Source organism: Vibrio ishigakensis, assembly GCF_024347675.1.
Classification (GTDB): Bacteria; Pseudomonadota; Gammaproteobacteria; order Enterobacterales; family Vibrionaceae; genus Vibrio; species Vibrio ishigakensis.
In genome coordinates, this window is record NZ_AP024881.1 from 218,672 (window position 1) to 239,439 (window position 20,768).

At 46.1% G+C, this 20,768-nt stretch carries 33 protein-coding genes; 32 read left to right on the forward strand and 1 reads right to left on the reverse strand.

Annotated features, from left to right (window positions below; genetic code table 11):
* The first annotated feature begins 87 nt into the window (after positions 1 to 87).
* From kefG to Pcarn_RS01040, 5 genes are all read left to right on the forward strand, one after another.
* Complete coding sequence (gene kefG, locus Pcarn_RS01020) at positions 88 to 669, forward strand: glutathione-regulated potassium-efflux system ancillary protein KefG (RefSeq protein WP_261834567.1); 582 nt, start codon at positions 88 to 90, stop codon at positions 667 to 669.
* On the forward strand, positions 656 to 2,467 hold the full coding sequence (gene kefB / locus Pcarn_RS01025) for a glutathione-regulated potassium-efflux system protein KefB (RefSeq protein WP_261834568.1): 1,812 nt from the start codon (positions 656 to 658) through the stop codon (positions 2,465 to 2,467). The genes kefG and kefB overlap by 14 nt, the downstream gene beginning before the upstream one ends.
* Positions 2,457 to 2,651: a YheV family putative zinc ribbon protein gene (locus Pcarn_RS01030; protein WP_261834569.1), complete on the forward strand. Its 195-nt coding sequence runs from the start codon at positions 2,457 to 2,459 to the stop codon at positions 2,649 to 2,651. Before kefB ends, Pcarn_RS01030 begins: the two co-directional genes overlap by 11 nt.
* Positions 2,652 to 2,715: 64 nt before the next feature.
* On the forward strand, positions 2,716 to 3,279 hold the full coding sequence (slyD, locus tag Pcarn_RS01035) for a peptidylprolyl isomerase (protein ID WP_261834570.1): 564 nt from the start codon (positions 2,716 to 2,718) through the stop codon (positions 3,277 to 3,279).
* Positions 3,280 to 3,387: 108 nt separating this feature from the next.
* Positions 3,388 to 4,329, forward strand: coding sequence for an isoaspartyl peptidase/L-asparaginase family protein (locus Pcarn_RS01040; protein WP_261834571.1), 942 nt, complete (start codon positions 3,388 to 3,390; stop codon positions 4,327 to 4,329).
* Between the two features lie 3 nt (positions 4,330 to 4,332).
* On the opposite strand, the gene Pcarn_RS01045 is transcribed toward Pcarn_RS01040, so the two are convergent.
* On the reverse strand, positions 4,333 to 4,575 hold the full coding sequence (locus Pcarn_RS01045; protein WP_261834572.1) for a SlyX family protein: 243 nt from the start codon (positions 4,573 to 4,575) through the stop codon (positions 4,333 to 4,335).
* A gap of 273 nt (positions 4,576 to 4,848) precedes the next feature.
* On the opposite strand from Pcarn_RS01045, the gene fkpA reads away from it, so the two are divergent.
* The 27 genes from fkpA (at position 4,849) to rplR (ending at position 20,759) form a co-directional block, all read left to right on the forward strand.
* A complete protein-coding gene (gene fkpA, locus Pcarn_RS01050; protein ID WP_261834573.1) occupies positions 4,849 to 5,634 on the forward strand; it encodes an FKBP-type peptidyl-prolyl cis-trans isomerase in 786 nt (261 codons plus the stop codon).
* 248 nt (positions 5,635 to 5,882) lie between these two features.
* Positions 5,883 to 6,554, forward strand: a complete 672-nt coding sequence (locus Pcarn_RS01055) for a helix-turn-helix transcriptional regulator (protein WP_261835621.1) — start codon at positions 5,883 to 5,885, stop codon at positions 6,552 to 6,554.
* 3 nt (positions 6,555 to 6,557) lie between these two features.
* Positions 6,558 to 6,950: a sulfurtransferase complex subunit TusD gene (gene tusD / locus Pcarn_RS01060; RefSeq protein WP_261834574.1), complete on the forward strand. Its 393-nt coding sequence runs from the start codon at positions 6,558 to 6,560 to the stop codon at positions 6,948 to 6,950.
* The gene (tusC, locus tag Pcarn_RS01065) at positions 6,947 to 7,303 is read left to right on the forward strand and encodes a sulfurtransferase complex subunit TusC (RefSeq protein WP_261834575.1); all 357 of its coding nucleotides are present in this window, start codon (positions 6,947 to 6,949) and stop codon (positions 7,301 to 7,303) included. Before tusD ends, tusC begins: the two co-directional genes overlap by 4 nt.
* Positions 7,304 to 7,576: a sulfurtransferase complex subunit TusB gene (gene tusB, locus Pcarn_RS01070; RefSeq protein ID WP_261834576.1), complete on the forward strand. Its 273-nt coding sequence runs from the start codon at positions 7,304 to 7,306 to the stop codon at positions 7,574 to 7,576.
* 167 nt (positions 7,577 to 7,743) lie between these two features.
* Complete coding sequence (gene rpsL / locus Pcarn_RS01075; protein ID WP_004399892.1) at positions 7,744 to 8,118, forward strand: 30S ribosomal protein S12; 375 nt, start codon at positions 7,744 to 7,746, stop codon at positions 8,116 to 8,118.
* 97 nt (positions 8,119 to 8,215) lie between these two features.
* Positions 8,216 to 8,686, forward strand: coding sequence for a 30S ribosomal protein S7 (rpsG, locus tag Pcarn_RS01080; RefSeq protein ID WP_045957025.1), 471 nt, complete (start codon positions 8,216 to 8,218; stop codon positions 8,684 to 8,686).
* Between the two features lie 139 nt (positions 8,687 to 8,825).
* On the forward strand, positions 8,826 to 10,919 hold the full coding sequence (fusA, locus tag Pcarn_RS01085; protein WP_261834577.1) for an elongation factor G: 2,094 nt from the start codon (positions 8,826 to 8,828) through the stop codon (positions 10,917 to 10,919).
* Positions 10,920 to 11,066: 147 nt separating this feature from the next.
* Positions 11,067 to 12,251, forward strand: coding sequence for an elongation factor Tu (gene tuf, locus Pcarn_RS01090; protein ID WP_261834263.1), 1,185 nt, complete (start codon positions 11,067 to 11,069; stop codon positions 12,249 to 12,251).
* A 481-nt stretch (positions 12,252 to 12,732) separates the two neighbouring features.
* The gene (gene rpsJ, locus Pcarn_RS01095) at positions 12,733 to 13,044 is read left to right on the forward strand and encodes a 30S ribosomal protein S10 (protein ID WP_001181007.1); all 312 of its coding nucleotides are present in this window, start codon (positions 12,733 to 12,735) and stop codon (positions 13,042 to 13,044) included.
* A gap of 14 nt (positions 13,045 to 13,058) precedes the next feature.
* A complete protein-coding gene (gene rplC / locus Pcarn_RS01100) occupies positions 13,059 to 13,688 on the forward strand; it encodes a 50S ribosomal protein L3 (RefSeq protein ID WP_261834578.1) in 630 nt (209 codons plus the stop codon).
* A 16-nt stretch (positions 13,689 to 13,704) separates the two neighbouring features.
* Positions 13,705 to 14,307 carry a 50S ribosomal protein L4 gene (gene rplD / locus Pcarn_RS01105; RefSeq protein ID WP_038228833.1) on the forward strand — a complete coding sequence of 201 codons (603 nt, stop codon included), beginning with the start codon at positions 13,705 to 13,707 and terminating at the stop codon, positions 14,305 to 14,307.
* Positions 14,304 to 14,606: a 50S ribosomal protein L23 gene (gene rplW, locus Pcarn_RS01110; RefSeq protein ID WP_261816526.1), complete on the forward strand. Its 303-nt coding sequence runs from the start codon at positions 14,304 to 14,306 to the stop codon at positions 14,604 to 14,606. The genes rplD and rplW overlap by 4 nt, the downstream gene beginning before the upstream one ends.
* A 16-nt stretch (positions 14,607 to 14,622) precedes the next feature.
* Complete coding sequence (rplB, locus tag Pcarn_RS01115; RefSeq protein ID WP_261834579.1) at positions 14,623 to 15,447, forward strand: 50S ribosomal protein L2; 825 nt, start codon at positions 14,623 to 14,625, stop codon at positions 15,445 to 15,447.
* Positions 15,448 to 15,467: 20 nt separating this feature from the next.
* On the forward strand, positions 15,468 to 15,746 hold the full coding sequence (rpsS, locus tag Pcarn_RS01120) for a 30S ribosomal protein S19 (protein ID WP_004736729.1): 279 nt from the start codon (positions 15,468 to 15,470) through the stop codon (positions 15,744 to 15,746).
* A gap of 10 nt (positions 15,747 to 15,756) precedes the next feature.
* Positions 15,757 to 16,089, forward strand: a complete 333-nt coding sequence (gene rplV, locus Pcarn_RS01125) for a 50S ribosomal protein L22 (protein ID WP_261834580.1) — start codon at positions 15,757 to 15,759, stop codon at positions 16,087 to 16,089.
* A gap of 19 nt (positions 16,090 to 16,108) precedes the next feature.
* On the forward strand, positions 16,109 to 16,807 hold the full coding sequence (rpsC, locus tag Pcarn_RS01130) for a 30S ribosomal protein S3 (protein WP_261816529.1): 699 nt from the start codon (positions 16,109 to 16,111) through the stop codon (positions 16,805 to 16,807).
* Between the two features lie 11 nt (positions 16,808 to 16,818).
* Positions 16,819 to 17,229, forward strand: a complete 411-nt coding sequence (rplP, locus tag Pcarn_RS01135; RefSeq protein ID WP_261834581.1) for a 50S ribosomal protein L16 — start codon at positions 16,819 to 16,821, stop codon at positions 17,227 to 17,229.
* Positions 17,229 to 17,420, forward strand: coding sequence for a 50S ribosomal protein L29 (rpmC, locus tag Pcarn_RS01140; RefSeq protein WP_261834582.1), 192 nt, complete (start codon positions 17,229 to 17,231; stop codon positions 17,418 to 17,420). Before rplP ends, rpmC begins: the two co-directional genes overlap by 1 nt.
* The gene (gene rpsQ / locus Pcarn_RS01145) at positions 17,420 to 17,674 is read left to right on the forward strand and encodes a 30S ribosomal protein S17 (RefSeq protein ID WP_261834583.1); all 255 of its coding nucleotides are present in this window, start codon (positions 17,420 to 17,422) and stop codon (positions 17,672 to 17,674) included. Before rpmC ends, rpsQ begins: the two co-directional genes overlap by 1 nt.
* A gap of 164 nt (positions 17,675 to 17,838) precedes the next feature.
* On the forward strand, positions 17,839 to 18,210 hold the full coding sequence (rplN, locus tag Pcarn_RS01150; RefSeq protein WP_006075569.1) for a 50S ribosomal protein L14: 372 nt from the start codon (positions 17,839 to 17,841) through the stop codon (positions 18,208 to 18,210).
* Positions 18,211 to 18,222: 12 nt separating this feature from the next.
* Positions 18,223 to 18,540: a 50S ribosomal protein L24 gene (gene rplX / locus Pcarn_RS01155; protein ID WP_261834584.1), complete on the forward strand. Its 318-nt coding sequence runs from the start codon at positions 18,223 to 18,225 to the stop codon at positions 18,538 to 18,540.
* Positions 18,541 to 18,565: 25 nt separating this feature from the next.
* Positions 18,566 to 19,105 (forward strand): 50S ribosomal protein L5, encoded by a 540-nt coding sequence (gene rplE, locus Pcarn_RS01160; RefSeq protein ID WP_261834585.1) that lies wholly within the window; start codon positions 18,566 to 18,568, stop codon positions 19,103 to 19,105.
* Positions 19,106 to 19,122: 17 nt separating this feature from the next.
* Positions 19,123 to 19,428: a 30S ribosomal protein S14 gene (gene rpsN, locus Pcarn_RS01165; RefSeq protein WP_261834586.1), complete on the forward strand. Its 306-nt coding sequence runs from the start codon at positions 19,123 to 19,125 to the stop codon at positions 19,426 to 19,428.
* Between the two features lie 29 nt (positions 19,429 to 19,457).
* Positions 19,458 to 19,850: a 30S ribosomal protein S8 gene (gene rpsH, locus Pcarn_RS01170; protein ID WP_261834587.1), complete on the forward strand. Its 393-nt coding sequence runs from the start codon at positions 19,458 to 19,460 to the stop codon at positions 19,848 to 19,850.
* A gap of 12 nt (positions 19,851 to 19,862) precedes the next feature.
* Positions 19,863 to 20,396, forward strand: coding sequence for a 50S ribosomal protein L6 (gene rplF, locus Pcarn_RS01175; protein WP_261834588.1), 534 nt, complete (start codon positions 19,863 to 19,865; stop codon positions 20,394 to 20,396).
* Between the two features lie 9 nt (positions 20,397 to 20,405).
* Positions 20,406 to 20,759, forward strand: coding sequence for a 50S ribosomal protein L18 (rplR, locus tag Pcarn_RS01180; protein ID WP_261834589.1), 354 nt, complete (start codon positions 20,406 to 20,408; stop codon positions 20,757 to 20,759).
* Positions 20,760 to 20,768 lie beyond the last annotated feature (9 nt).

Consider the following 20,768-nt stretch of genomic DNA (forward strand, 5'->3'; position numbering starts at 1 on the left):
ACATACCTAGCATTAGCTAAGGTTTTGCAATGAATTTAATATGTTAGGATAGAAGCCTCGAAGGGAATTATGGGAAGACGTCAAGGAATGACAGAGGAAACCGCAAATAGCTCACCTAAGGTTTTGGTGATCTATGCACACCCTGAGCCAAACAGCTCAGTAGCCAATCGCTCTATGATAGAGCAGATCAAAGCGCTACCTAATGTCACAGTGCATGACCTCTATGCCGAGTATCCTGACTTCTTTATTGATATTGCAGCCGAGCATGAGCGCCTGTTGCAACACGACGTTATCGTCTTTCAACATCCAATGTTTCTCTATTCTTGCCCTGCATTACTAAAAGAGTGGATGGATAGGGTGTTAGATAAAGGCTTTGCTTTTGGACAGCAATGTTCCTTAAAGGGTAAACACTGGCGTAGCGTTATTACTACCGGTGGTAAATCTGAAGCTTTTTCTCCTGAAGGTTACAATAAATACCCTCTAGAACAGATACTGCAACCCTTTGAACTGACCGCTGCCTTATGCCAAATGCACTGGTTTGAACCACTCATACTCTATTGGGCTCGTAACGTGTCAGACGTTGAAAGACTGCAGCACGCTTTAGATTATGCCAAGTGGCTGAGTGACCCATTCTCCGAGCTCAATGGAGGTAACAATGGCGATAAATAACGACCTTATCCAAAGTGGCGTGCTGTTCCTCAGTGCTGCTGTGATCGCAGTGCCATTGGCTCAAAGACTAGGACTTGGCAGTGTCATAGGCTACCTAATTGCAGGTGTCACTATTGGCCCTTGGGGGTTTGGCCTTATCAGCGATGTGGATGCCATACTCCATTTCTCTGAACTCGGTGTAGTGCTCCTTCTATTCCTGATTGGTCTAGAACTGAATCCTAAGAAACTGTGGGCTATGAGAGTCCCTATATTGGGTTTGGGTGGTGCTCAGGTGGTGTTGACTACATTGTTGATCGCCATGGTAGCTAACTTTTTAGGGCAGTCTTGGGCAAGTAGCCTTGCGATAGGTATGGGGCTCGCGCTTTCTTCAACCGCCATCGCGCTGCGTATCATTGATGAGCTTGAATTGTCAGGCAAAGAAGCGGGGCAGTCTGGCTTTGCGGTGCTCCTTTTCCAAGATATCGCCGTGATCCCTATGCTGGCATTGCTTCCCGTTCTGGCTGGCAATGTGGCCGGTAATTGGTCTGATGTAGGTATTAAGGTCGGGGCCGTTGTCGGTCTATTGGTGGCAGGTCACTTCTTGCTGCGACCGCTATTTAGGCACGTTTTACTGAGCGGCACACGAGAGCTTTTCACTGCAGCAGCTCTACTAGTGGTGTTGGGTATCGCTGTGTTTATGCAATACCTTGGTCTTTCGATGGCTTTGGGGACTTTCTTAGCTGGTGTACTGCTTGCAGAGAGTGAATATCGCCACGAGCTTGAGATAACCATAGAGCCGTTCAAAGGTCTTTTACTTGGTTTGTTCTTTATCTCGGTAGGGATGTCGGTAAACCTTGGCCTTCTTCTTGAAAAGCCAGTGCTTATTCTGCTCACTGTTGTAGGCCTAGTGGTGCTGAAAGGCTATATCTTATATGGTTTAGCCCGTTTGTTCGGTTTGAAATCTAAGTCTCGCAGTCGCATGTCGGCCATCCTGAGTCAGGGGGGTGAGTTTGCCTTCGTTATCTTTACTGTAGCCCTCGCGTTAGGACTATTGGATGATTCGGTTTCGAGTTTTTTGCTGGTGGTAGTAAGTTTGTCCATGGTGACTACGCCACTTCTACTTAAGGGACAAAGTTGGTGGTACGCGCGTAGTATTAACTCGACTCAAGAAGAAGAGGCCGCAGAGCCTATGGGTGATAGAAAGCCGAGGGTTATCGTGGCAGGTTTTGGTCGCTTTGGTCAGGTGATAGGGCGCTTGATGTATGCCAATAAGGTGAAGATAACCATCTTGGAGAGTGATGCGAGCCAGATAAAACTGCTGCGTAAGTTTGGCTATAAGGTTTACTACGGTGAGGCAACCAACCTTGACTTGCTAAGAGCAGCCGGAGCAAATACCGCTGAAGCCATAGTGTTATGTACCGACTCTCCTGATGAGGTGCTACAAACTGCAGACCTGTGTCAGCAACACTTCCCGCATTTAAAAATACTGGCTCGTGCCCGCAGTCGTGTAGAGGCGTATCAATTGCTTAACCATGGTGTGACCTCGTATTCACGCGAGACCTTCTTAGGGGCACTGGATTTAGGTCGTCAGCTTCTTATCTCCCTAGGAATGCACCCACACCAAGCCACCCGAGCGCAAAAGCATTTCAATAAACTCGACAACACTATGCTAGAAGAGCTGATGCCACAGCATAGTGATGAAAAGAATCTGGCTCTTAGAGCCAAGGAAGCACGTAAAGAGCTAGAAGAGATCTTCGATCGTGAGATGGAGAACGAACGTCAATCTAGCCATTTTTGGAACAAAAGAGATGAACATTAAAAAGCGATTCATTGCTGGAGCGCAATGTCCAGAATGCAGCGAAACGGATACCTTACGTTGGTGGGAAGAAAATAAGGTGGAATGGGTTGAGTGTGTGGCTTGCAATCACACCCAGCAGCGCCTAACCAAAGAACAAGAACAGGCTGCGTCGGAGCAATCTGTTATCGGTATTTTTAAGCCCTAGCAATCCCCATACTTAATCTGTATGATTGCGGCTCTTTTTTGAACAATCACTATTCGGAGTGACTATGAAAATCGACAATAACTCAGTTGTAAGCCTTGCTTACCAAGTAAAAGTGGAAGAAGGCGTAGTTGTTGATCAAGCGAGCGTTGAAGCTCCTCTAGACTATCTGCACGGCCACAACAACCTAGTTACTGGCCTAGAAAATGCTCTAACAGGTCGCTCTGTGGGTGAGAAGTTCAGCGTAACTGTAGGCCCTGAAGAAGCATACGGTGAGCATAGTGATGCTATGGTTCAACGTGTTCCTGCCGACGTATTCCAAGGCGTTGAGCAAATCGAAGTTGGCATGCGTTTCCTAGCAGACACAGACCAAGGCCCTATCCCAGTTGAAGTGACTGAAGTAGATGGTGACTTTGTAGTAGTTGACGGTAACCACATGCTGGCTGGCCAAACTCTAACATTTGATGTTGAAGTTGTTGCCATTCGTGAAGCAACTGCAGATGAGATCGAGCACGGTCACATCCACAAAAAAGGTGGCTGCTGTGGTGGCGGTGAAAAAGCTGACGACCACGAATGCTGTGGTGGTAAAGGCGATTGCTCAAACGGCGACGACTGCTGCTCAAGCCACTAAGAATTTTTACAACCTTAATGTGCTAAAAGCGCACTTTGAGTTTGTTTAGTTATACTAAGCCTCCCAATCATTGGGGGGCTTTTTTGGTTTTAGAACGAAGGAAATGTTATGCAACAACCGATCAGTATCGCTATCCATGGTGGCGCCGGCACCATCTTAAGAGAAAAAATGAGCGCAGAGCTCCAGCAAGAAGTGCTAGGTGTTCTGGAGGCTTCAGTACGTGCAGGTTATACGGTGCTTGAACAAGGTGGCGATGCGGCCGATGCGACTATAGCGGCGGTTAAGGTGATGGAAGACTCTCCGCTATTTAATGCGGGCAAAGGTTCAGTGCTAACCCATGAAGAGCATATCGAGATGGATGCCTCTATCATGCATGGTAAAGACCTCAATGCTGGGGCAGTTGCAGGTATAAAGGGAATTAAGAACCCAATCGAGCTCGCCAATTCAGTGATGAAAAACAGCAATCATGTGTTCTTGATTGCCGATGGCGCGCACAGATTTGCCAAGGCGCAAGGCTTTGAGTTCGTGGATGAGTCTTACTTCATTACTGAGCGCCGAGTTGAGCAGCTCAGAAGCATGAAGGCTAAAGGAGAGTTTGCGCTCTCTGAGAGTAAATACCCAGATGACAAAAAATACGGCACTGTAGGTGCAGTGGCACTGGATAGCCAAGGTAACCTGGCAGCCGCTACCAGTACTGGCGGCGTAACCAATAAGAAGTTTGGTCGCGTGGGTGATAGCCCAATCATAGGCGCTGGCACTCATGCTGAGAACGGTAATGTGGCCGTGTCCACTACAGGCGTAGGCGAATACTTTATCCGTAAGCAGGTTGCAGGCGATCTTGCTGCACGCATGCGTTATCTGAATGAAAACGTTCACACTGCTTCAGAGCATGTTATTCATGGTGAGTTAGAAGCTATGGGCGGAGAGGGCGGTTTGATTGCCCTTGATGCTAAAGGTGATATTCATTTTGCGATGAACAGCTCAGGTATGTACCGAGCTGCTATCGATGTTCACGGTAATCTTGAAGTAAAGATCTACGCGGACGAGTGACTATTAGTAATGAGGCGGTGGCGTCTCTTCTGATTGGTCGGCAAGGTTGGAGGTTTCCATGTTCTTCACCTTGCCAACAATATACTTCATCTGCTGCTCCATCTTACTGATCAGCATCTGCTGTTGGCTTAGCGCCTCGTTTAATTCTTCGATGGTTTGCTCTTGAAAAGCCATTTTGCATTCCAAGTCATCCACTTTGTGTGTGAGCTGCTCGATGAGCTCACTAACTTCTGCTTTGTTAGTCATAACCAATATTCTTCGTTTTTAATAGTGAGCAAGTTTACATTAGGGAACTATTTCAAAAAATAGGGTCTATAAGCTATCAATTCAATTTTCTGTGTGTTTATCTCTTTCTGACATGGAAATGACAACAATATGTTGCTGTAATTGAACGATAAAACGTACACTTACCTGTATTCGCACGACTAGCTTTGCATTAGACTGCAAACAAACGGTCACGAAAAAGTGGCATTTTATGTGCCCCACAACCAATGGCTTGGCCATGAATTGGAGATTTAAATGAAATCAATGCTAAAACTTTCTCTGCTTGCAGCTACCGTTGCGCTAGCAGTAGGCTGTCAAAAAGAAGAAGCACCAGCAGCAAACACTGAAGCTGCTCCAGAAGCGACGACTGAAGCTGCAGCAATGCAGTTTAATAACGATGATGAAAAAGCAGCGTACGCAATCGGTGTTTCTTTCGCGACTTACCTGAAAGCAAGTGTAGAGAAGCCTCGTGAGATTGGCATTGACCTAAGCGACGAGATGGTTCTTAAAGGCATTACTGATGCATTCTCTGGTAATGCTGGCCTGAACGAAGATGAAATCCGCACAGCTCTAGAAGGCCTAGACAAGCGTGTTAGCGATAAGATGGCTGCAGATGCAAAAGCGAAATCAGAAGCTGCACTAAAAGCTGGCGAAGATTTCCGTGCAGAATTTGCTAAACAAGAAGGCGTTCAGCAAACTGAGTCTGGTCTTCTATACCAAGTTGAGACTCAAGGCGAAGGCCCAACACCAAAAGAGACTGACGTAGTTAAGGTACATTACGTAGGTACTCTAACTGACGGTACTCAGTTCGACAGCTCTGTAGAGCGTGGCGAACCAGCTACATTCCCTCTAAACCGTGTTATCCCGGGTTGGACTGAGGGCGTTCAGCTAATGAACGTTGGCTCTAAGTACAAGTTCGTTATCCCGCCTGAGCTAGCATACGGCGACCAAGAGTCTCCAGCTATCCCTGCAAACTCTACTCTAGTATTTGAGGTAGAGCTTCTAGGTATCGAAACTCCAGAAGCAACACCAGCTCAATAATCTTGAGTGATTGATTAGAAAACCGAGGCTTGTCCTCGGTTTTTTTGTACCTAAGACTGAGAAGTTCAATTAAATCAGAGAGCTTTTGACCTGAAAGTCATGATTCAGATCAGATTAATAGTGACTTAAATCTAACCTATTACATCTTTTTTAAAATAATCTGATAAACTTTGGCGTAATATTTGAGTTTCAATTTGGCGGAATCCTAAGTGCAATACGAACCCCTACACGCAGAGTCTCTTCTAGAGATGGAATCGGTAGACGTTAAACCCTTTACCGATCATGACAAAATTATCCTACGCTCATACGAAGCGGTAGTGGACGGGATTGCCAGCCTTATCGGGCCTTTCTGTGAGATCGTTCTGCACTCTCTAGAAGACCTAAATACCTCGGCTATTCGTATCGCAAATGGTGAGAACACCGGGCGTCAAGTAGGTTCGCCTATTACCGACCTTGCACTTAAGATGCTAAAAGATATTGAAGGCTCAGAGCGCAATTTCTCTCGTTCATACTTTACCCGCGCCAAGGGTGGGGTGCTGATGAAGTCTATCACTGTGGCTATCCGCAATGGTGATAACCGCGTGATTGGTCTTCTGTGTATCAACGTAAACCTTGATGCACCTTTCTCTTCTGTGTTGCAATCCTTTATGCCGACGGAAGAAGCAGAAGCGGCGGCATCATCGGTTAACTTTGCTAGTGATGTGGAAGAACTGGTGGACCAGACCGTTGAGCGCACTATCGATGAAGTAAATGCCGATAAAAGTGTATCTAACAACACCAAGAATCGTCAGATCGTTATGGAGCTATACGACAAGGGCATCTTTGACATAAAAGATGCGATCAACCGTGTAGCTGATCGTCTGAACATCTCTAAACACACCGTTTATCTGTACATCCGCCAGCGTAAAACTGGAGAGTAAGCAGTGAGTCTTACCTACACCCTAGTAGTGAATGGCAATGTGTATGGAGATCAAGGTCCCCTGAATGCCTACCAGTTTGCTCAGGCCTTGATAAAGAAAGGTCACCGCTTGGTGAGCGTCTTTTTCTATCAGCAGGGTGTAAGTAATGGTAATGGCTTAACCGTGCCGGCCAATGATGAGTTTGATCTGGTAGCCGCGTGGCAACAGCTAGCTGCTGAGCATGGCGTGCAACTTCAAACCTGCGTAGCCGCAGCTCTGCGCCGTGGTGTGGTAGGGGAAGAAGAGGCGAAGCTGAATCAGCTTTCTCGCACTAACCTTGCCGATGGCTTTGAACAGTCTGGTTTGGGTAGCTTGGCAGAAGTCCTTTTAACCCAAGATAGGGTGGTGCAGTTTTGAAACAGCTTGGTTTTATCTTTTCTTCAGCACCGCACTCAACTGCTCAAGGTCGTGAAGGACTCGATGCTATCTTGGCAACCTCTGCGCTTAGCGAGAACATTGCTGTTTTCTTTATAGGGCAGGGAGTGAATCAATTGCTCAAACATCAGCAACCTCAATCTATACTGAGTCGTGACTATATCGCAGCCTTTCGTTTGTTTGACCTTTATGATGTCGAGCAGGTGTATGTGTGCGAGTCGAGCCTGAATGAGCTTGGTTTTGAGCAAGGTGACCTTATCCTTGATTGCGAGTTTTTGTCTAAACAACAGATTGCAGAAAAGCTGTCTGATTGTGTGCAGGTTTTGAGGTTCTAGATGCTACATATCATTTCTAACTTAGAATCCCTCAAGCAGGCGACTGAATATGCCTCAAGCAAAGATGAGTTCTTGCTAGTGCAAGACGCGGTATATGCTGTCAATCCGAAGCATTTCGCTCATAGTAAGTTGAATGCGCACAATAGTTATGCCCTTTCTGCTGATGTAGAGGCGAGAGGCCTATCAGAGAAAGCAGGCTCAGCTATCGAGCTAGTAGACTTCGCAGGCTTCGTTGATCTCACCGCTGAGCACAGTAAATCTATAACTTGGTAACAGGATTGGTGGCGATTGGCTCGCTGGCTGATTGCTGTACAAAAAAGATCCGTATATTTCTTGACACCCCCCCTGTCCCCGAATAGAATTTCGCGTCCCTAATTGCACTAGTGTGATGGGGATAGATTTTTCACAAAGCTTACTTTAAGTAAATCAGGAGCTAGTTAATGGCAACTATTAACCAGTTGGTACGTAAGCCTCGTGCAAAGCAAGTTGTTAAAAGCAACGTGCCAGCACTAGAAGCGTGTCCACAAAAACGTGGTGTATGTACTCGTGTTTACACTACTACACCTAAAAAACCTAACTCAGCACTTCGTAAGGTTTGCCGTGTTCGTCTAACGAACGGCTTTGAAGTGACTTCGTACATCGGCGGTGAAGGTCACAACCTTCAAGAGCACTCAGTTGTTCTAATCCGTGGCGGTCGTGTTAAAGACCTTCCAGGTGTGCGTTACCACACTGTTCGCGGTGCACTTGACTGTGCAGGCGTAAATGACCGTAAACAAGGTCGTTCTAAGTACGGTGTGAAGCGTCCTAAGTCTTAATGGATTCCGTTAAGTAAGGCCAAACACTAAATTAAATTTTAATTTTGAAGAAACTGAAAAGTTTTGGATAACCTGAAGAAGACAACGGAGAATTCCTATGCCACGTCGTCGCGTTATTGGTCAGCGTAAGATCCTTCCAGATCCTAAGTTCAAATCTGAACTGCTGGCAAAATTCGTTAACATCCTTATGGTTGACGGAAAGAAATCTACTGCAGAAAAAATCGTTTACACTGCACTAGACACTATGGCTGAGAAGTCTGGTAAAGACCACTTAGCTGTATTTGAAGAAGCTCTTGAAAATGTTCGCCCAGCGGTAGAAGTTAAGTCTCGCCGTGTAGGTGGTTCAACTTACCAAGTACCTGTAGAAGTACGTCCGGTTCGCCGTAACGCACTTGCTATGCGTTGGTTGGTTGAAGCTGCGCGTAAGCGTGGTGAAAAATCTATGGCTCAACGCCTAGCTGCTGAAATGCTAGATGCGTCTGAGAACAAAGGTACTGCGGTTAAGAAACGTGAAGACGTTCACCGCATGGCTGACGCTAACAAAGCGTTCGCTCACTACCGTTGGTAATCCCTCGGTAATACCTTTAAGTGCAGCGGGCTTTATGCTCGCTGCATTTGTCTATTTTTCGGAAAAGAAAAATAGGGTTTATTCATATTTCAAAAGTCTTTTTTAAATACGAATAGTCCCTAAGTAAGAGGATACAAACGTGGCTCGTAAAACTCCTATTGAGCGCTACCGTAATATTGGTATCGTTGCTCACGTAGATGCAGGTAAAACAACCACAAGTGAACGTATTCTATTCTATACCGGTCTCTCTCATAAAATTGGTGAGGTTCATGACGGCGCAGCTGTAATGGACTGGATGGAGCAAGAGCAAGAGCGTGGTATCACTATCACATCTGCAGCTACCACCACCTTTTGGCGCGGTATGGAAGCGCAGTTCCCTGATCATCGCATCAACATCATCGACACCCCAGGACACGTTGACTTTACTATCGAAGTAGAGCGTTCATTGCGTGTACTTGATGGCGCAGTAGTTGTTTTCTGTGGCGCATCTGGTGTTGAGCCGCAATCTGAAACCGTTTGGCGTCAAGCTGACAAATACGGCGTTCCTCGCCTAGTGTTTGTTAACAAGATGGACCGTACTGGTGCAGACTTCCTACGCGTTGTAAATCAAATCGAAGAGCGTCTTGGCGCAACTCCAATCCCTATCCAACTGAACGTAGGTGCGGAAGACGAGTTTGCTGGCGTTGTTGACCTTATCAAGATGAAGCGCATCAGCTGGAACGAAGCTGATCAGGGTATGTCTTTTACTTATGAAGATATCCCAGCGGACATGCTTGATGATGCTGAAGAGTGGCGTACCAACTTGGTTGAAGCTGCTGCTGAAGCAAACGAAGAGTTGATGGACAAATATCTTGAAGAGGGTGAGCTAAGCGAAGCGGAGATCAAACAAGGTCTGCGTATCCGTACCCTCAACAATGAGATTGTACTGGCGACTTGCGGTAGTGCCTTCAAAAACAAGGGTGTTCAAGCTGTGCTTGATGCTGTTGTTGACTTCCTACCTTCACCAGTAGATGTTCCTGCGATTCAAGGTGTGGATGAGAACGATAAAGAAGTTGAGCGTCATGCTGATGATAAAGAACCATTCTCTGCATTGGCATTTAAGATCGCAACTGACCCGTTCGTAGGTACTCTAACCTTTATGCGTGTTTATTCTGGTGTTGTTAAAACAGCAGATACGGTCTACAACTCTGTTAAAGAGAAAAAAGAGCGTTTGGGTCGTATCGTACAGATGCACTCGAACAAGCGTGAAGAAGTGAAAGAAGTACGCGCGGGTGATATTGCTGCTGTAATCGGTCTTAAAGACGTAACTACAGGTGATACTCTGTGTGACCAGAACCATAAAGTGATTCTGGAAAAAATGGAGTTCCCTGATCCAGTTATCCAAATTGTGGTTGAACCAAGATCTCAAGCTGACCAAGACAAGATGACTATCGCTCTTGATAAGCTGGCTGCGGAAGACCCTTCTTTCCACGTAGAGATGGACGAAGAGACAGGCCAAACCCTGATCTCAGGTATGGGTGAACTTCACCTAGATATCATCGTCGATCGCATGAAGCGTGAATTCAATGTTGGTTGTAACGTAGGTAACCCACAAGTGGCTTACCGTGAAGCGATTACCGGTACAACCGAGGTTGAAGGTAAATTCATTCGCCAAGGCGAGCGTAACCAATATGGTCACGTTTGGCTCAAGCTTGAGCCATCAGAGCCGGGCGAAGGTTTTGTTTTTGTTAACGATATTGTGGATGGTGCTGTTCCTAGTGAATACATCAGTTCGGTATCGAAAGGTATCGAAGAACAAATGCTCAACGGTGTACTTGCTGGCTATCCTATGCAGGATGTCAAAGCTACACTGTTTGACGGTTCATACCACGATGTTGACTCAAGTGAGATAGCGTTTAGAATCGCTGCCTCAATGGCGTTTAGGGAAGGTGCCCTTAAGGCACAACCAGTTCTCCTTGAACCTATGATGAAAGTTGAAGTAACTACTCCAGAAGACTGGATGGGTAGTGTGGTGGGTGACCTAAATCGTCGCCGCGGCATTATTGAAGGCATGGAAGACGGTACTGCAGGAGTGAAAGTAGTTCGTGCATTAGTACCATTGTCGGTTATGTTTGGTTACTCAACTGATTTGCGTTCTGCAACACAAGGCCGTGCTTCTTACTCTATGGAGTTTAGCGAGTACGCTGAAGTACCAAAGAGTGTCGCAGAATCGATCATCGCAGAACGTGGTTAAACTTTAGTCACGAAATATCGTGAAATAACTATTGTTTAATAATGATTCTATTGCGCTCTCGAAAGATGGCGCATAAAATAGCAACTTCATGGCGCGCCCCTACAATTTATCGTTTGGGCGAATCAATAACTAGGAAGGAACACAATCGTGTCTAAAGAAAAATTTGAACGTACGAAACCGCACGTTAACGTTGGTACTATCGGCCACGTTGACCACGGTAAAACAACTCTAACTGCTGCAATCTGTACTACTCTAGCTAAAGTGTACGGCGGTGAAGCGAAAGACTTCGCATCTATCGATAACGCTCCAGAAGAGCGTGAGCGCGGTATCACAATCGCAACTTCTCACGTTGAGTACGACACTCCAACTCGTCACTACGCACACGTAGACTGCCCAGGACACGCGGATTATGTTAAAAACATGATCACTGGTGCTGCGCAAATGGACGGTGGTATCCTAGTTGTTGCTGCAACTGACGGCCCAATGCCTCAGACTCGTGAGCACATCCTACTAGGCCGTCAGGTTGGTATCCCTTACATCATCGTATTCATGAACAAGTGTGACATGGTTGACGATGAAGAGCTTCTAGAGCTAGTAGAAATGGAAGTTCGTGAACTTCTTTCTGAGTACGACTTCCCAGGCGACGACCTACCAGTAATCCAAGGTTCAGCTCTTGGTGCACTTAACGGTGAGAAAGAGTGGGAAGACAAGATCGTTGAGCTTGCAGAAGCACTAGATTCTTACATCCCAGAGCCAGAGCGTGCAGTAGACCAACCGTTCCTACTACCAATCGAAGACGTATTCTCGATCCAAGGTCGTGGTACTGTTGTAACTGGTCGTATCGAGCGCGGTATCCTACGCGTAGGTGACGAAGTAGAAATCGTAGGTATCAAAGAAACTACAACTACTACTTGTACTGGTGTTGAGATGTTCCGTAAGCTTCTTGACGAAGGTCGTGCAGGTGAGAACGTTGGTGCACTTCTACGTGGTACTAAGCGTGACGAAGTTGAGCGTGGTCAAGTTCTTGCAGCTCCTGGCTCAATCAACCCACACACTAAGTTCGAGTCAGAAGTATACGTACTTTCTAAAGACGAAGGCGGCCGTCATACTCCGTTCTTCAAAGGCTACCGTCCACAGTTCTACTTCCGTACAACTGACGTAACTGGTGACATCTCTCTACCAGATGGCGTAGAAATGGTAATGCCAGGTGACAACATCCAAATGAAAGTTGAGCTAATCGCTCCAATCGCTATGGATGAAGGTCTACGCTTCGCAATCCGTGAAGGTGGCCGTACTGTAGGTGCTGGTGTTGTAGCTAAGATCTTTGACTAATATTTAGTTGAATCTTGCACACTTCCTCTTTTGAGGAAATGCATCTGAAAAGGGGAGCTTCGGCTTCCCTTTTTGCGTTTTTAGAAGCTGTAAGCTTTTAGCTGTCAGCGATCTGAACATCTCAAATTATCCCCTTTGAAAGCTAAAAGCACATAGCTGACAGCTAATAGCCGATTATTTTTCACTCACGTCTTGCATCCCAATCTGTGATCTGTATAATGCCTCGCACTGACTTAGTCAGTTGTGAACCAATTAGCAACGAGGAGCCAGATTTTATCTGGGTAACGTATACTCCGCTTATGTTCGCGGTTAATACAATTAATAAGATAGCGAAAGCTACAAGTTAATAGAAAATTAGCTGACAACGCTTCCTGATTTTGGAGGCTACGGTTTCACATAAATCAATCGGCATTCCCTTAAGTTTTTAAGTGTGAGTGGCGATATTGTTTGTGTATTTAATTATTAATTGGAGCTCTGTCTCATGCAGAACCAACGTATTCGTATCCGCCTAAAAGCTTTCGATTATAAACTAATCGACGCTTCAACTGCGGAAATCGTTGAAACAGCAAAACGTACCGGCGCACAGGTTCGTGGTCCTATCCCACTACCTACTCGCAAAGAGCGTTTCACTGTTCTTATCTCTCCACACGTTAACAAAGACGCGCGTGACCAGTACGAAATCCGTACTCACAAGCGTTTGATCGACATCGTAGAACCAACTGACAAGACTGTTGATGCTCTTATGCGTCTAGATCTTGCTGCTGGTGTAGATGTTCAAATCAGCCTAGGTTAAGGGAGATTAGAAGAATGATTGGTCTAGTCGGACGTAAAGTGGGTATGACCCGCGTATTTACCGAAGAAGGCGTTTCTATCCCAGTAACAGTTGTTGAAGTAGAAAACAACCGCGTTTCACAGATCCGTTCTGTAGAAACTGACGGCTACGCAGCAATCCAAGTTACTGCTGGTGAGAAAAAAGCTAGCCGTGTAAACAAAGCTGAAGCAGGTCACTTTGCTAAAGCTGGTGTTGAAGCTGGTCGCGGTCTTTGGGAATTCCGTTTAGAAAACGGTGAAGAGTTTGAAGTTGGCGCTGAGCTAAACGTAGAACTATTCAATGACGTTAAAAAAGTTGACGTTACTGGTACATCTAAAGGTAAAGGCTTCCAAGGCGCTGTTAAGCGTTGGAACTTCTCTACTCAAGATATGACTCACGGTAACTCACTGTCTCACCGTGCTCCTGGTTCTATTGGTCAATGCCAAACTCCAGGTCGCGTATTCAAAGGCAAAAAAATGGCTGGTCACATGGGTGCTGAGCGTGTAACGACTCAAAACCTAGAGATCGTACGTGTTGACGCTGAGCGCAATCTGCTTCTTATCAAAGGTGCAGTACCGGGCTCAATCGGCGGCAACGTTATCGTAAAACCAGCTGTTAAAGCTTAACGTCTAGGAGTAAGTAATGGAATTGATGGTTAAAGGTGCTGATGCACTAACTGTTTCCGAGACTACTTTCGGACGTGACTTCAACGAAGCTCTTGTACACCAAGTAGTTGTTGCTTTTGCAGCAGGTGCTCGTCAAGGTACTCGTGCTCAAAAGACTCGTTCTGAAGTATCTGGCGGTGGCGCTAAGCCATGGCGTCAAAAAGGTACTGGCCGTGCACGTGCTGGTACAATTCGTAGCCCGATCTGGCGTACAGGTGGTGTTACTTTTGCTGCGAAACCACAAGATCACAGCCAAAAAGTAAACAAGAAAATGTACCGCGGTGCTATGAAAAGCATTCTTTCTGAGCTTGTTCGTCAAGAGCGTCTAATCGTTGTTGATAACTTCTCAGTAGAAGCACCAAAGACTAAAGAGCTAGTAGCTAAGCTGAAAGAGCTTGAGCTAACAGATGCTCTTATCGTGACTAGCGAAGTAGATGAGAATCTATTCCTAGCAGCTCGTAACCTATACAAAGTTGACGCTCGTGACGTAGCTGGTATCGACCCAGTTTCACTAATCGCGTTCGACAAAGTTGTAATTACTGCTGAAGCAGTGAAGCAAGTTGAGGAGATGCTGGCATGATCACTGAAGAGCGTCTACTAAAAGTTCTACGTGCTCCACATATCTCTGAGAAAGCAACTATGGCTGCAGAGAAAGCGAACACTATCGTTTTCAAAGTAGCAAAAGATGCAACTAAAAGAGAAATCAAAGCAGCTGTAGAAAAGCTATTTGAAGTTGAAGTTAAGTCTGTAAATACTCTTGTTCTTAAGGGTAAGACCAAACGTCAAGGTATGCGTGAAGGCCGTCGTTCAGACGTTAAGAAAGCCTACGTTACTTTGAAAGAAGGTCAAGATCTTGACTTCGTTGGCGGTGCGGAATAACAGGAGTAGTTGAGAAATGGCTATTGTTAAATGTAAGCCGACTTCCCCTGGTCGTCGTCACGTAGTTAAAGTTGTTAACGCTGACCTACACAAGGGTAAGCCATACGCACCACTTCTAGAGAAAAACTCTAAGAACGGTGGTCGTAACAACAACGGTCGTATCACAGTACGTCACATCGGTGGTGGTCACAAGCATCACTATCGTATCGTTGACTTCAAACGTACTAAAGATGGCATCCCTGCAAAGGTTGAGCGTCTAGAATACGATCCAAACCGTAGCGCAAACATTGCTCTAGTTCTGTACGCAGACGGTGAGCGCCGCTACATCATTGCACCAAAAGGCATTTCAGCTGGTGATACAATCCAGTCTGGTGTTGATGCGCCTATCAAAGCAGGTAACACTCTGCCAATGCGCAACATCCCAGTTGGTTCAACTGTACACTGTGTTGAGCTTAAGCCTGGTAAAGGTGCACAAATTGCTCGTTCTGCAGGTGCATACGCACAAATCGTCGCTCGCGACGGTGCATATGTAACTCTACGCCTACGTTCTGGCGAGATGCGCAAAGTTCTTTCTGAAGGTCGTGCAACGATCGGTGAAGTTGGTAACTCTGAGCACATGCTACGTGAACTAGGTAAAGCTGGTGCTTCACGCTGGCGCGGCGTACGTCCAACCGTACGTGGTGTAGTAATGAACCCAGTAGACCACCCACACGGTGGTGGTGAAGGTCGTACTTCTGGTGGTCGTCACCCAGTATCACCTTGGGGTCAGCCAACTAAAGGCTTCAAGACTCGTAAGAACAAGCGCACTGACAAGTACATCGTACGTCGTCGTAACAAGTAATCTAAGAAAGAGGAATCGCCATGCCACGTTCTCTCAAGAAAGGTCCTTTTATTGACCTACACTTGCTGAAGAAGGTAGAGAAAGCGGTGGAAAGCGGAGACAAAAAGCCTATTAAGACTTGGTCCCGTCGCTCAATGATCATCCCTACGATGATCGGTTTGACCATCGCTGTCCATAATGGTCGTCAGCACGTACCAGTATTCGTAACCGAAGAAATGATCGGTCACAAACTGGGCGAATTCGCACCAACTCGTACTTATCGCGGCCACGCTGCTGATAAGAAAGCTAAGAAGAAATAAGGAGTAGATGATGGAAGCTATCGCTAAACATAACTTTGCTCGTATTTCTCCACAGAAAGCTCGCTTAGTTGCAGACCAAATCCGCGGTAAATCTGTGGATCAAGCACTAGAAATCCTAACTTTCAGCAACAAAAAAGCTGCTGTTCTAGTTAAGAAAGTACTTGAGTCAGCAATCGCGAACGCTGAGCACAACGAAGGTGCAGACATTGACGATCTTAATGTCGCTAAAATCTTTGTAGATGAGGGCCCTATCATGAAGCGTATTATGCCTCGTGCTAAAGGCCGTGCCGACCGTATCTTGAAGCGTTCAAGCCACATCACTGTTGTTGTAGCAGATCGCTAAGAGACTAGGAGAATAAGCAATGGGTCAGAAAGTACATCCTAATGGTATTCGCCTTGGCATCGTTAAGCCTTGGAATGCTACATGGTTTGCTAACACCAAAGAATTCGCTGACAACCTAGACGGCGACTTCAAGGTACGTCAGTTCCTTACTAAGGAACTTGCAAAAGCGTCTCTATCACGCATCGTTATCGAGCGTCCTGCTAAGAGCATCCGTGTGACTATTCACACTGCTCGTCCAGGTGTTGTTATCGGTAAGAAAGGTGAAGACGTTGAGAAGCTACGCGCAGCTGTAGCTAAAATCGCAGGTGTACCAGCGCAAATTAACATCGCTGAAGTACGTAAGCCTGAGCTGGACGGTCAACTAGTGGCTGACAGCATCGCGTCTCAGCTAGAGCGTCGTGTTATGTTCCGTCGTGCTATGAAGCGCGCAGTACAAAATGCAATGCGTCTAGGTGCTAAGGGTATCAAAGTAGAAGTAAGCGGCCGTCTAGGCGGTGCTGAAATCGCGCGTACTGAATGGTACCGTGAAGGCCGTGTGCCACTACACACCCTACGTGCTGACATTGATTACGCAACTTCTTCGGCTCACACCCAATACGGTGTAATCGGCATCAAAGTTTGGATCTTCAAGGGTGAAATCCTTGGTGGAATGCCAGCTGCGAATGCAGTAGAGCCTAAAGGCGACAAGCCTAAGAAGCAGCGTAAAGGCCGTAAGTAAGGAGTCGACTGATGCTACAACCTAAACGTACTAAATTCCGTAAGGTTCAGACTGGTCGTAACCGCGGTCTAGCTAAAGGTACTGAAGTAAGCTTCGGCGAATTCGGTCTTAAAGCTGTAGGTCGTGGACGTATTACTGCTCGTCAAATCGAAGCGGCACGTCGTGCAATGACACGTCATATCAAACGTCAAGGCCAAATCTGGATTCGTATCTTCCCAGACAAACCAATTACTGAAAAACCTCTTGAAGTTCGTCAAGGTAAAGGTAAAGGTAACGTTGAATACTGGGTAGCTCAAATCCAACCTGGTAAAGTGATGTACGAAATGAATGGCGTACCTGAAGAGTTGGCACGTGAAGCGTTCCGCCTAGCGGCTCGTAAACTGCCTATCAAAACAACATTTGTAACTAAGCAGGTGATGTAATGAAAGCACAAGAGCTACGCGAAAAAAGCGTTGAAGAACTTAACGCTGAGCTAATGAACCTGCTACGCGAGCAGTTCAACTTGCGCATGCAAGCTGCAACTGGTCAGCTACAGCAGACTCATACTCTGAAAGCTGTACGTCGTGATATCGCACGTGTTAAAACCGTTTTGACTGAGAAGGCAGGCGCATAATGAGCGACAAAATCCGTACTTCACTAGGTCGTGTTGTTAGCGACAAAGGCGATAAGTCTATCGTTGTTGCTATCGAGCGCATGGTTAAACACCCAATTTACGGCAAGTTCGTAAAGCGCACGACTAAAATTCACGCACATGATGAGAACAACGAGTGTGGCCTAGGCGATACAGTTGAAATCAAAGAGTGTCGTCCACTGTCTAAGACTAAGTCTTGGACTTTGGTAAAAGTTGTTGAAAAAGCGAAAATCTAATTTTCGTTAATTGTTAACAACTTAAAGCGGCTTCCAAGTTTTTTTGGAAGCCGCTTATTTTTTGTCTACCCAAACAAAAAAAAGGGTGGTACAATTCGCGTCCCTTTAAAGAGGCAGCCCGACCCGAGAGGGTCTAGTTTTTAATATTTAGCGGAGCACTAACAATGATCCAAATGCAAAGTACACTTGACGCTGCAGACAACTCTGGCGCGCGCAAGGTAATGTGTATTAAGGTTCTGGGTGGCTCACACCGTCGTTATGCACACATCGGTGACATCATCAAAGTTACAGTTAAGGAAGCAATTCCTCGCGGTAAAGTGAAAAAAGGTGATGTTCTGAAGGCGGTAGTAGTGCGCACCCGTAAAGGCGTTCGTCGTCCAGACGGTTCTGTCATTCGCTTCGACCGTAACGCTTGTGTATTGTTGAACGACACTACTGAGCAACCAGTCGGCACACGTATCTTTGGCCCAGTGACTCGTGAACTTCGTAATGCGAAATTCATGAAGATCGTTTCACTGGCTCCAGAAGTACTATAAGGAGCACGAAAAATGGCAGCTAAAATCCGTCGTAATGACGAAGTAATCGTTCTTGCCGGTAAAGATAAAGGCAAGAAAGGTAAAGTAACTAAGGTTCTAGCAACCGGTAAAGTTATCGTTGAAGGTATCAACCTTGTTAAGAAGCACCAGAAGCCAGTTCCGGCAATGGGTGTTCAAGGTGGTATCGTAGAGCAAGAAGCAGCTATTGATGTTTCTAACATTGCTATCTACAACGCAGCTACTGGTAAAGCAGACCGTATCGGTTTCCGTTTTGAAGACGGCAAAAAAGTTCGTTTCTTCAAGTCTAACGGCGAAACCGTTTCTAACTAAGATATAAAGTATTTTGGAGTTAACTATGGCGAAACTGCATGATTACTACAAGTCGTCTGTAGTTGCTGAACTGACCAAAGAGTTCGGCTACTCAAGCGTCATGCAAGTCCCTAGAATCGAAAAAATCACCCTTAACATGGGTGTTGGTGAAGCAATCAACGATAAGAAACTTCTAGAGAACGCAGCTTCTGATATGGCGACTATTTCTGGTCAAAAGCCACTTATCACTAAAGCGCGTAAATCTGTTGCAGGTTTCAAAATTCGTGAAGGCTACCCAATCGGTTGTAAAGTAACCTTGCGTGGCGAACGCATGTGGGACTTCCTTGAGCGTTTAATCTCAATCGCACTTCCACGTGTACGTGACTTCCGTGGCGTTAGCGCTAAGTCTTTTGACGGACGCGGTAACTACAGCATGGGCGTTCGCGAGCAAATCATCTTCCCGGAAATCGACTTTGATAAAGTTGATCGTGTTCGCGGTCTTGATATCACTATCACGACTTCAGCTGACACAGATGCGGAAGGCCGTGCTCTGCTGGCTGCCTTTAACTTCCCATTCCGTAAGTAAGGTGAAGGGTTACTGTTATGGCTAAAGAATCTATGAAGGCACGCGAAGCTAAGCGTGCAAAACTAGTAGCTAAGTTCGCTGAAAAGCGTTCTGCACTAAAAAACATCATCAGCGATGTGAACGCATCAGAAGAAGAGCGTTGGGAAGCAGTTCTTAAACTGCAATCTCTACCACGTGATTCAAGTGCATCACGTCAGCGTAACCGTTGCAACCAAACTGGTCGCCCACACGGTTACCTACGTAAATTCGGTCTAAGCCGTATCAAAGTTCGTGAAGCTTGCATGAAAGGCGAGATTCCTGGACTTCGTAAGGCTAGCTGGTAATTGCCACTTAATCATTTGGAGTAAATCTTATGAGCATGCAAGATCCGATTTCGGATATGCTGACCCGTCTTCGTAACGGTCAGGCAGCAAACAAAGTTGCTGTTAAAATGCCTTCTTCAAAGCTTAAAGTTGCAATCGCTACTTTGCTAAAGAACGAAGGTTACATCGTTGATTTCGCTGTTGAAGGCGAAGCAAAACCAGAGCTAGAAGTTACTCTTAAGTACTTCCAAGCAAAACCAGTAATCGAGCAAATCCAACGTGTTTCTCGTCCAGGTCTGCGCGTCTATAAAAATAAAGACAGCCTACCTTCTGTGATGGGTGGTTTGGGTATTGCTGTAGTGTCCACTTCCAAAGGTCTTATGACAGACCGTGCTGCTCGCAAAGCAGGTCTTGGTGGTGAGATCATCTGCTACGTAGCTTAATAGGAGTAGAATATGTCTCGTGTTGCTAAAGCACCTGTCGCTATTCCAGCTGGCGTAGAGGTGAAAATTAACGGTCAAGAAGTGACTGTTAAAGGCCCTAAGGGTGAACTATCACGCGTTCTTAACGACGCGGCAGTAGTTTCACAGGAAGATAACGCTATTGTTTTCGCTCCTCGTGAAGGTATCGCTAAAGCTAACGCTCAAGCAGGTACTGCACGTGCACTAGTGAACAACATGGTTGTTGGTGTTACTGAAGGCTTTACTAAGAAACTGATCCTTAAGGGTGTTGGTTACCGTGCTGCTATCAAAGGCAACGCAGTAAACCTAACTCTAGGTTTCTCTCACCCAGTTGAGCACGAAGTGCCAGCGGGTATTAAAGCTGAATGTCCAAGCCAAACTGAAATCGTACTAACTGGTGCTGACAAGCAACTAGTTGGTCAGGTTGCGGCTGACATTCGTTCTTACCGTGAGCCTGAGCCTTATAAAGGTAAAGGTGTTCGTTACGCAGATGAATATGTGCGTACCAAAGAAGCTAAGAAGAAGTAAGGTAACACTATGGATAAGAAAGCATCTCGCATCCGTCGTGCTACACGTGCACGTCGTAAGATTGCTGAACTTCGTGTGAACCGTCTTGTAGTACACCGTACTCCTCGTCACGTATACGCACAGGTTATTGCACCAAACGGCTCTGAGGTTATCGCAGCTGCTTCTACTGTAGAAAAAGCGATCCGTGAGCAAGTTAAGAACACTGGTAACGTAGACGCAGCTAAAGCAGTTGGTAAAGCTGTTGCAGAGCGTGCTCTTGAAAAAGGCATTGAATCTGTTGCGTTTGATCGTTCTGGTTTCCAATACCACGGTCGAGTAGCGGCGCTAGCAGATTCTGCTCGCGAAGCTGGTCTTAAATTCTAAGGTAGGGTT

Bases quoted from the DNA above. Each gene is read 5' to 3' on its own strand.
- rplE (WP_261834585.1), top strand. From the start codon at position 18,566: ATGGCGAAACTGCATGATTACTACAAGTCGTCTGTAGTTGCTGAACTG.
- Pcarn_RS01055 (WP_261835621.1), top strand. From the start codon at position 5,883: ATGGAATCGGTAGACGTTAAACCCTTTACCGATCATGACAAAATTATC.
- Pcarn_RS01030 (WP_261834569.1), top strand. From the start codon at position 2,457: ATGAACATTAAAAAGCGATTCATTGCTGGAGCGCAATGTCCAGAATGC.
- rpsC (WP_261816529.1), top strand. From the start codon at position 16,109: ATGGGTCAGAAAGTACATCCTAATGGTATTCGCCTTGGCATCGTTAAG.
- rplN (WP_006075569.1), top strand. From the start codon at position 17,839: ATGATCCAAATGCAAAGTACACTTGACGCTGCAGACAACTCTGGCGCG.
- kefB (WP_261834568.1), top strand. From the start codon at position 656: ATGGCGATAAATAACGACCTTATCCAAAGTGGCGTGCTGTTCCTCAGT.
- Pcarn_RS01040 (WP_261834571.1), top strand. From the start codon at position 3,388: ATGCAACAACCGATCAGTATCGCTATCCATGGTGGCGCCGGCACCATC.
- kefG (WP_261834567.1), top strand. From the start codon at position 88: ATGACAGAGGAAACCGCAAATAGCTCACCTAAGGTTTTGGTGATCTAT.
- rplW (WP_261816526.1), top strand. From the start codon at position 14,304: ATGATCACTGAAGAGCGTCTACTAAAAGTTCTACGTGCTCCACATATC.
- rplV (WP_261834580.1), top strand. From the start codon at position 15,757: ATGGAAGCTATCGCTAAACATAACTTTGCTCGTATTTCTCCACAGAAA.
- rpmC (WP_261834582.1), top strand. From the start codon at position 17,229: ATGAAAGCACAAGAGCTACGCGAAAAAAGCGTTGAAGAACTTAACGCT.
- rplF (WP_261834588.1), top strand. From the start codon at position 19,863: ATGTCTCGTGTTGCTAAAGCACCTGTCGCTATTCCAGCTGGCGTAGAG.
- rpsH (WP_261834587.1), top strand. From the start codon at position 19,458: ATGAGCATGCAAGATCCGATTTCGGATATGCTGACCCGTCTTCGTAAC.
- rpsQ (WP_261834583.1), top strand. From the start codon at position 17,420: ATGAGCGACAAAATCCGTACTTCACTAGGTCGTGTTGTTAGCGACAAA.
- Pcarn_RS01045 (WP_261834572.1), bottom strand. From the start codon at position 4,575: ATGACTAACAAAGCAGAAGTTAGTGAGCTCATCGAGCAGCTCACACAC.
- rplD (WP_038228833.1), top strand. From the start codon at position 13,705: ATGGAATTGATGGTTAAAGGTGCTGATGCACTAACTGTTTCCGAGACT.
- rplX (WP_261834584.1), top strand. From the start codon at position 18,223: ATGGCAGCTAAAATCCGTCGTAATGACGAAGTAATCGTTCTTGCCGGT.
- slyD (WP_261834570.1), top strand. From the start codon at position 2,716: ATGAAAATCGACAATAACTCAGTTGTAAGCCTTGCTTACCAAGTAAAA.
- tusB (WP_261834576.1), top strand. From the start codon at position 7,304: ATGCTACATATCATTTCTAACTTAGAATCCCTCAAGCAGGCGACTGAA.
- rpsJ (WP_001181007.1), top strand. From the start codon at position 12,733: ATGCAGAACCAACGTATTCGTATCCGCCTAAAAGCTTTCGATTATAAA.
- rpsL (WP_004399892.1), top strand. From the start codon at position 7,744: ATGGCAACTATTAACCAGTTGGTACGTAAGCCTCGTGCAAAGCAAGTT.
- rplB (WP_261834579.1), top strand. From the start codon at position 14,623: ATGGCTATTGTTAAATGTAAGCCGACTTCCCCTGGTCGTCGTCACGTA.
- fkpA (WP_261834573.1), top strand. From the start codon at position 4,849: ATGAAATCAATGCTAAAACTTTCTCTGCTTGCAGCTACCGTTGCGCTA.
- rplP (WP_261834581.1), top strand. From the start codon at position 16,819: ATGCTACAACCTAAACGTACTAAATTCCGTAAGGTTCAGACTGGTCGT.
- rpsS (WP_004736729.1), top strand. From the start codon at position 15,468: ATGCCACGTTCTCTCAAGAAAGGTCCTTTTATTGACCTACACTTGCTG.
- rplC (WP_261834578.1), top strand. From the start codon at position 13,059: ATGATTGGTCTAGTCGGACGTAAAGTGGGTATGACCCGCGTATTTACC.
- rpsN (WP_261834586.1), top strand. From the start codon at position 19,123: ATGGCTAAAGAATCTATGAAGGCACGCGAAGCTAAGCGTGCAAAACTA.
- rplR (WP_261834589.1), top strand. From the start codon at position 20,406: ATGGATAAGAAAGCATCTCGCATCCGTCGTGCTACACGTGCACGTCGT.
- rpsG (WP_045957025.1), top strand. From the start codon at position 8,216: ATGCCACGTCGTCGCGTTATTGGTCAGCGTAAGATCCTTCCAGATCCT.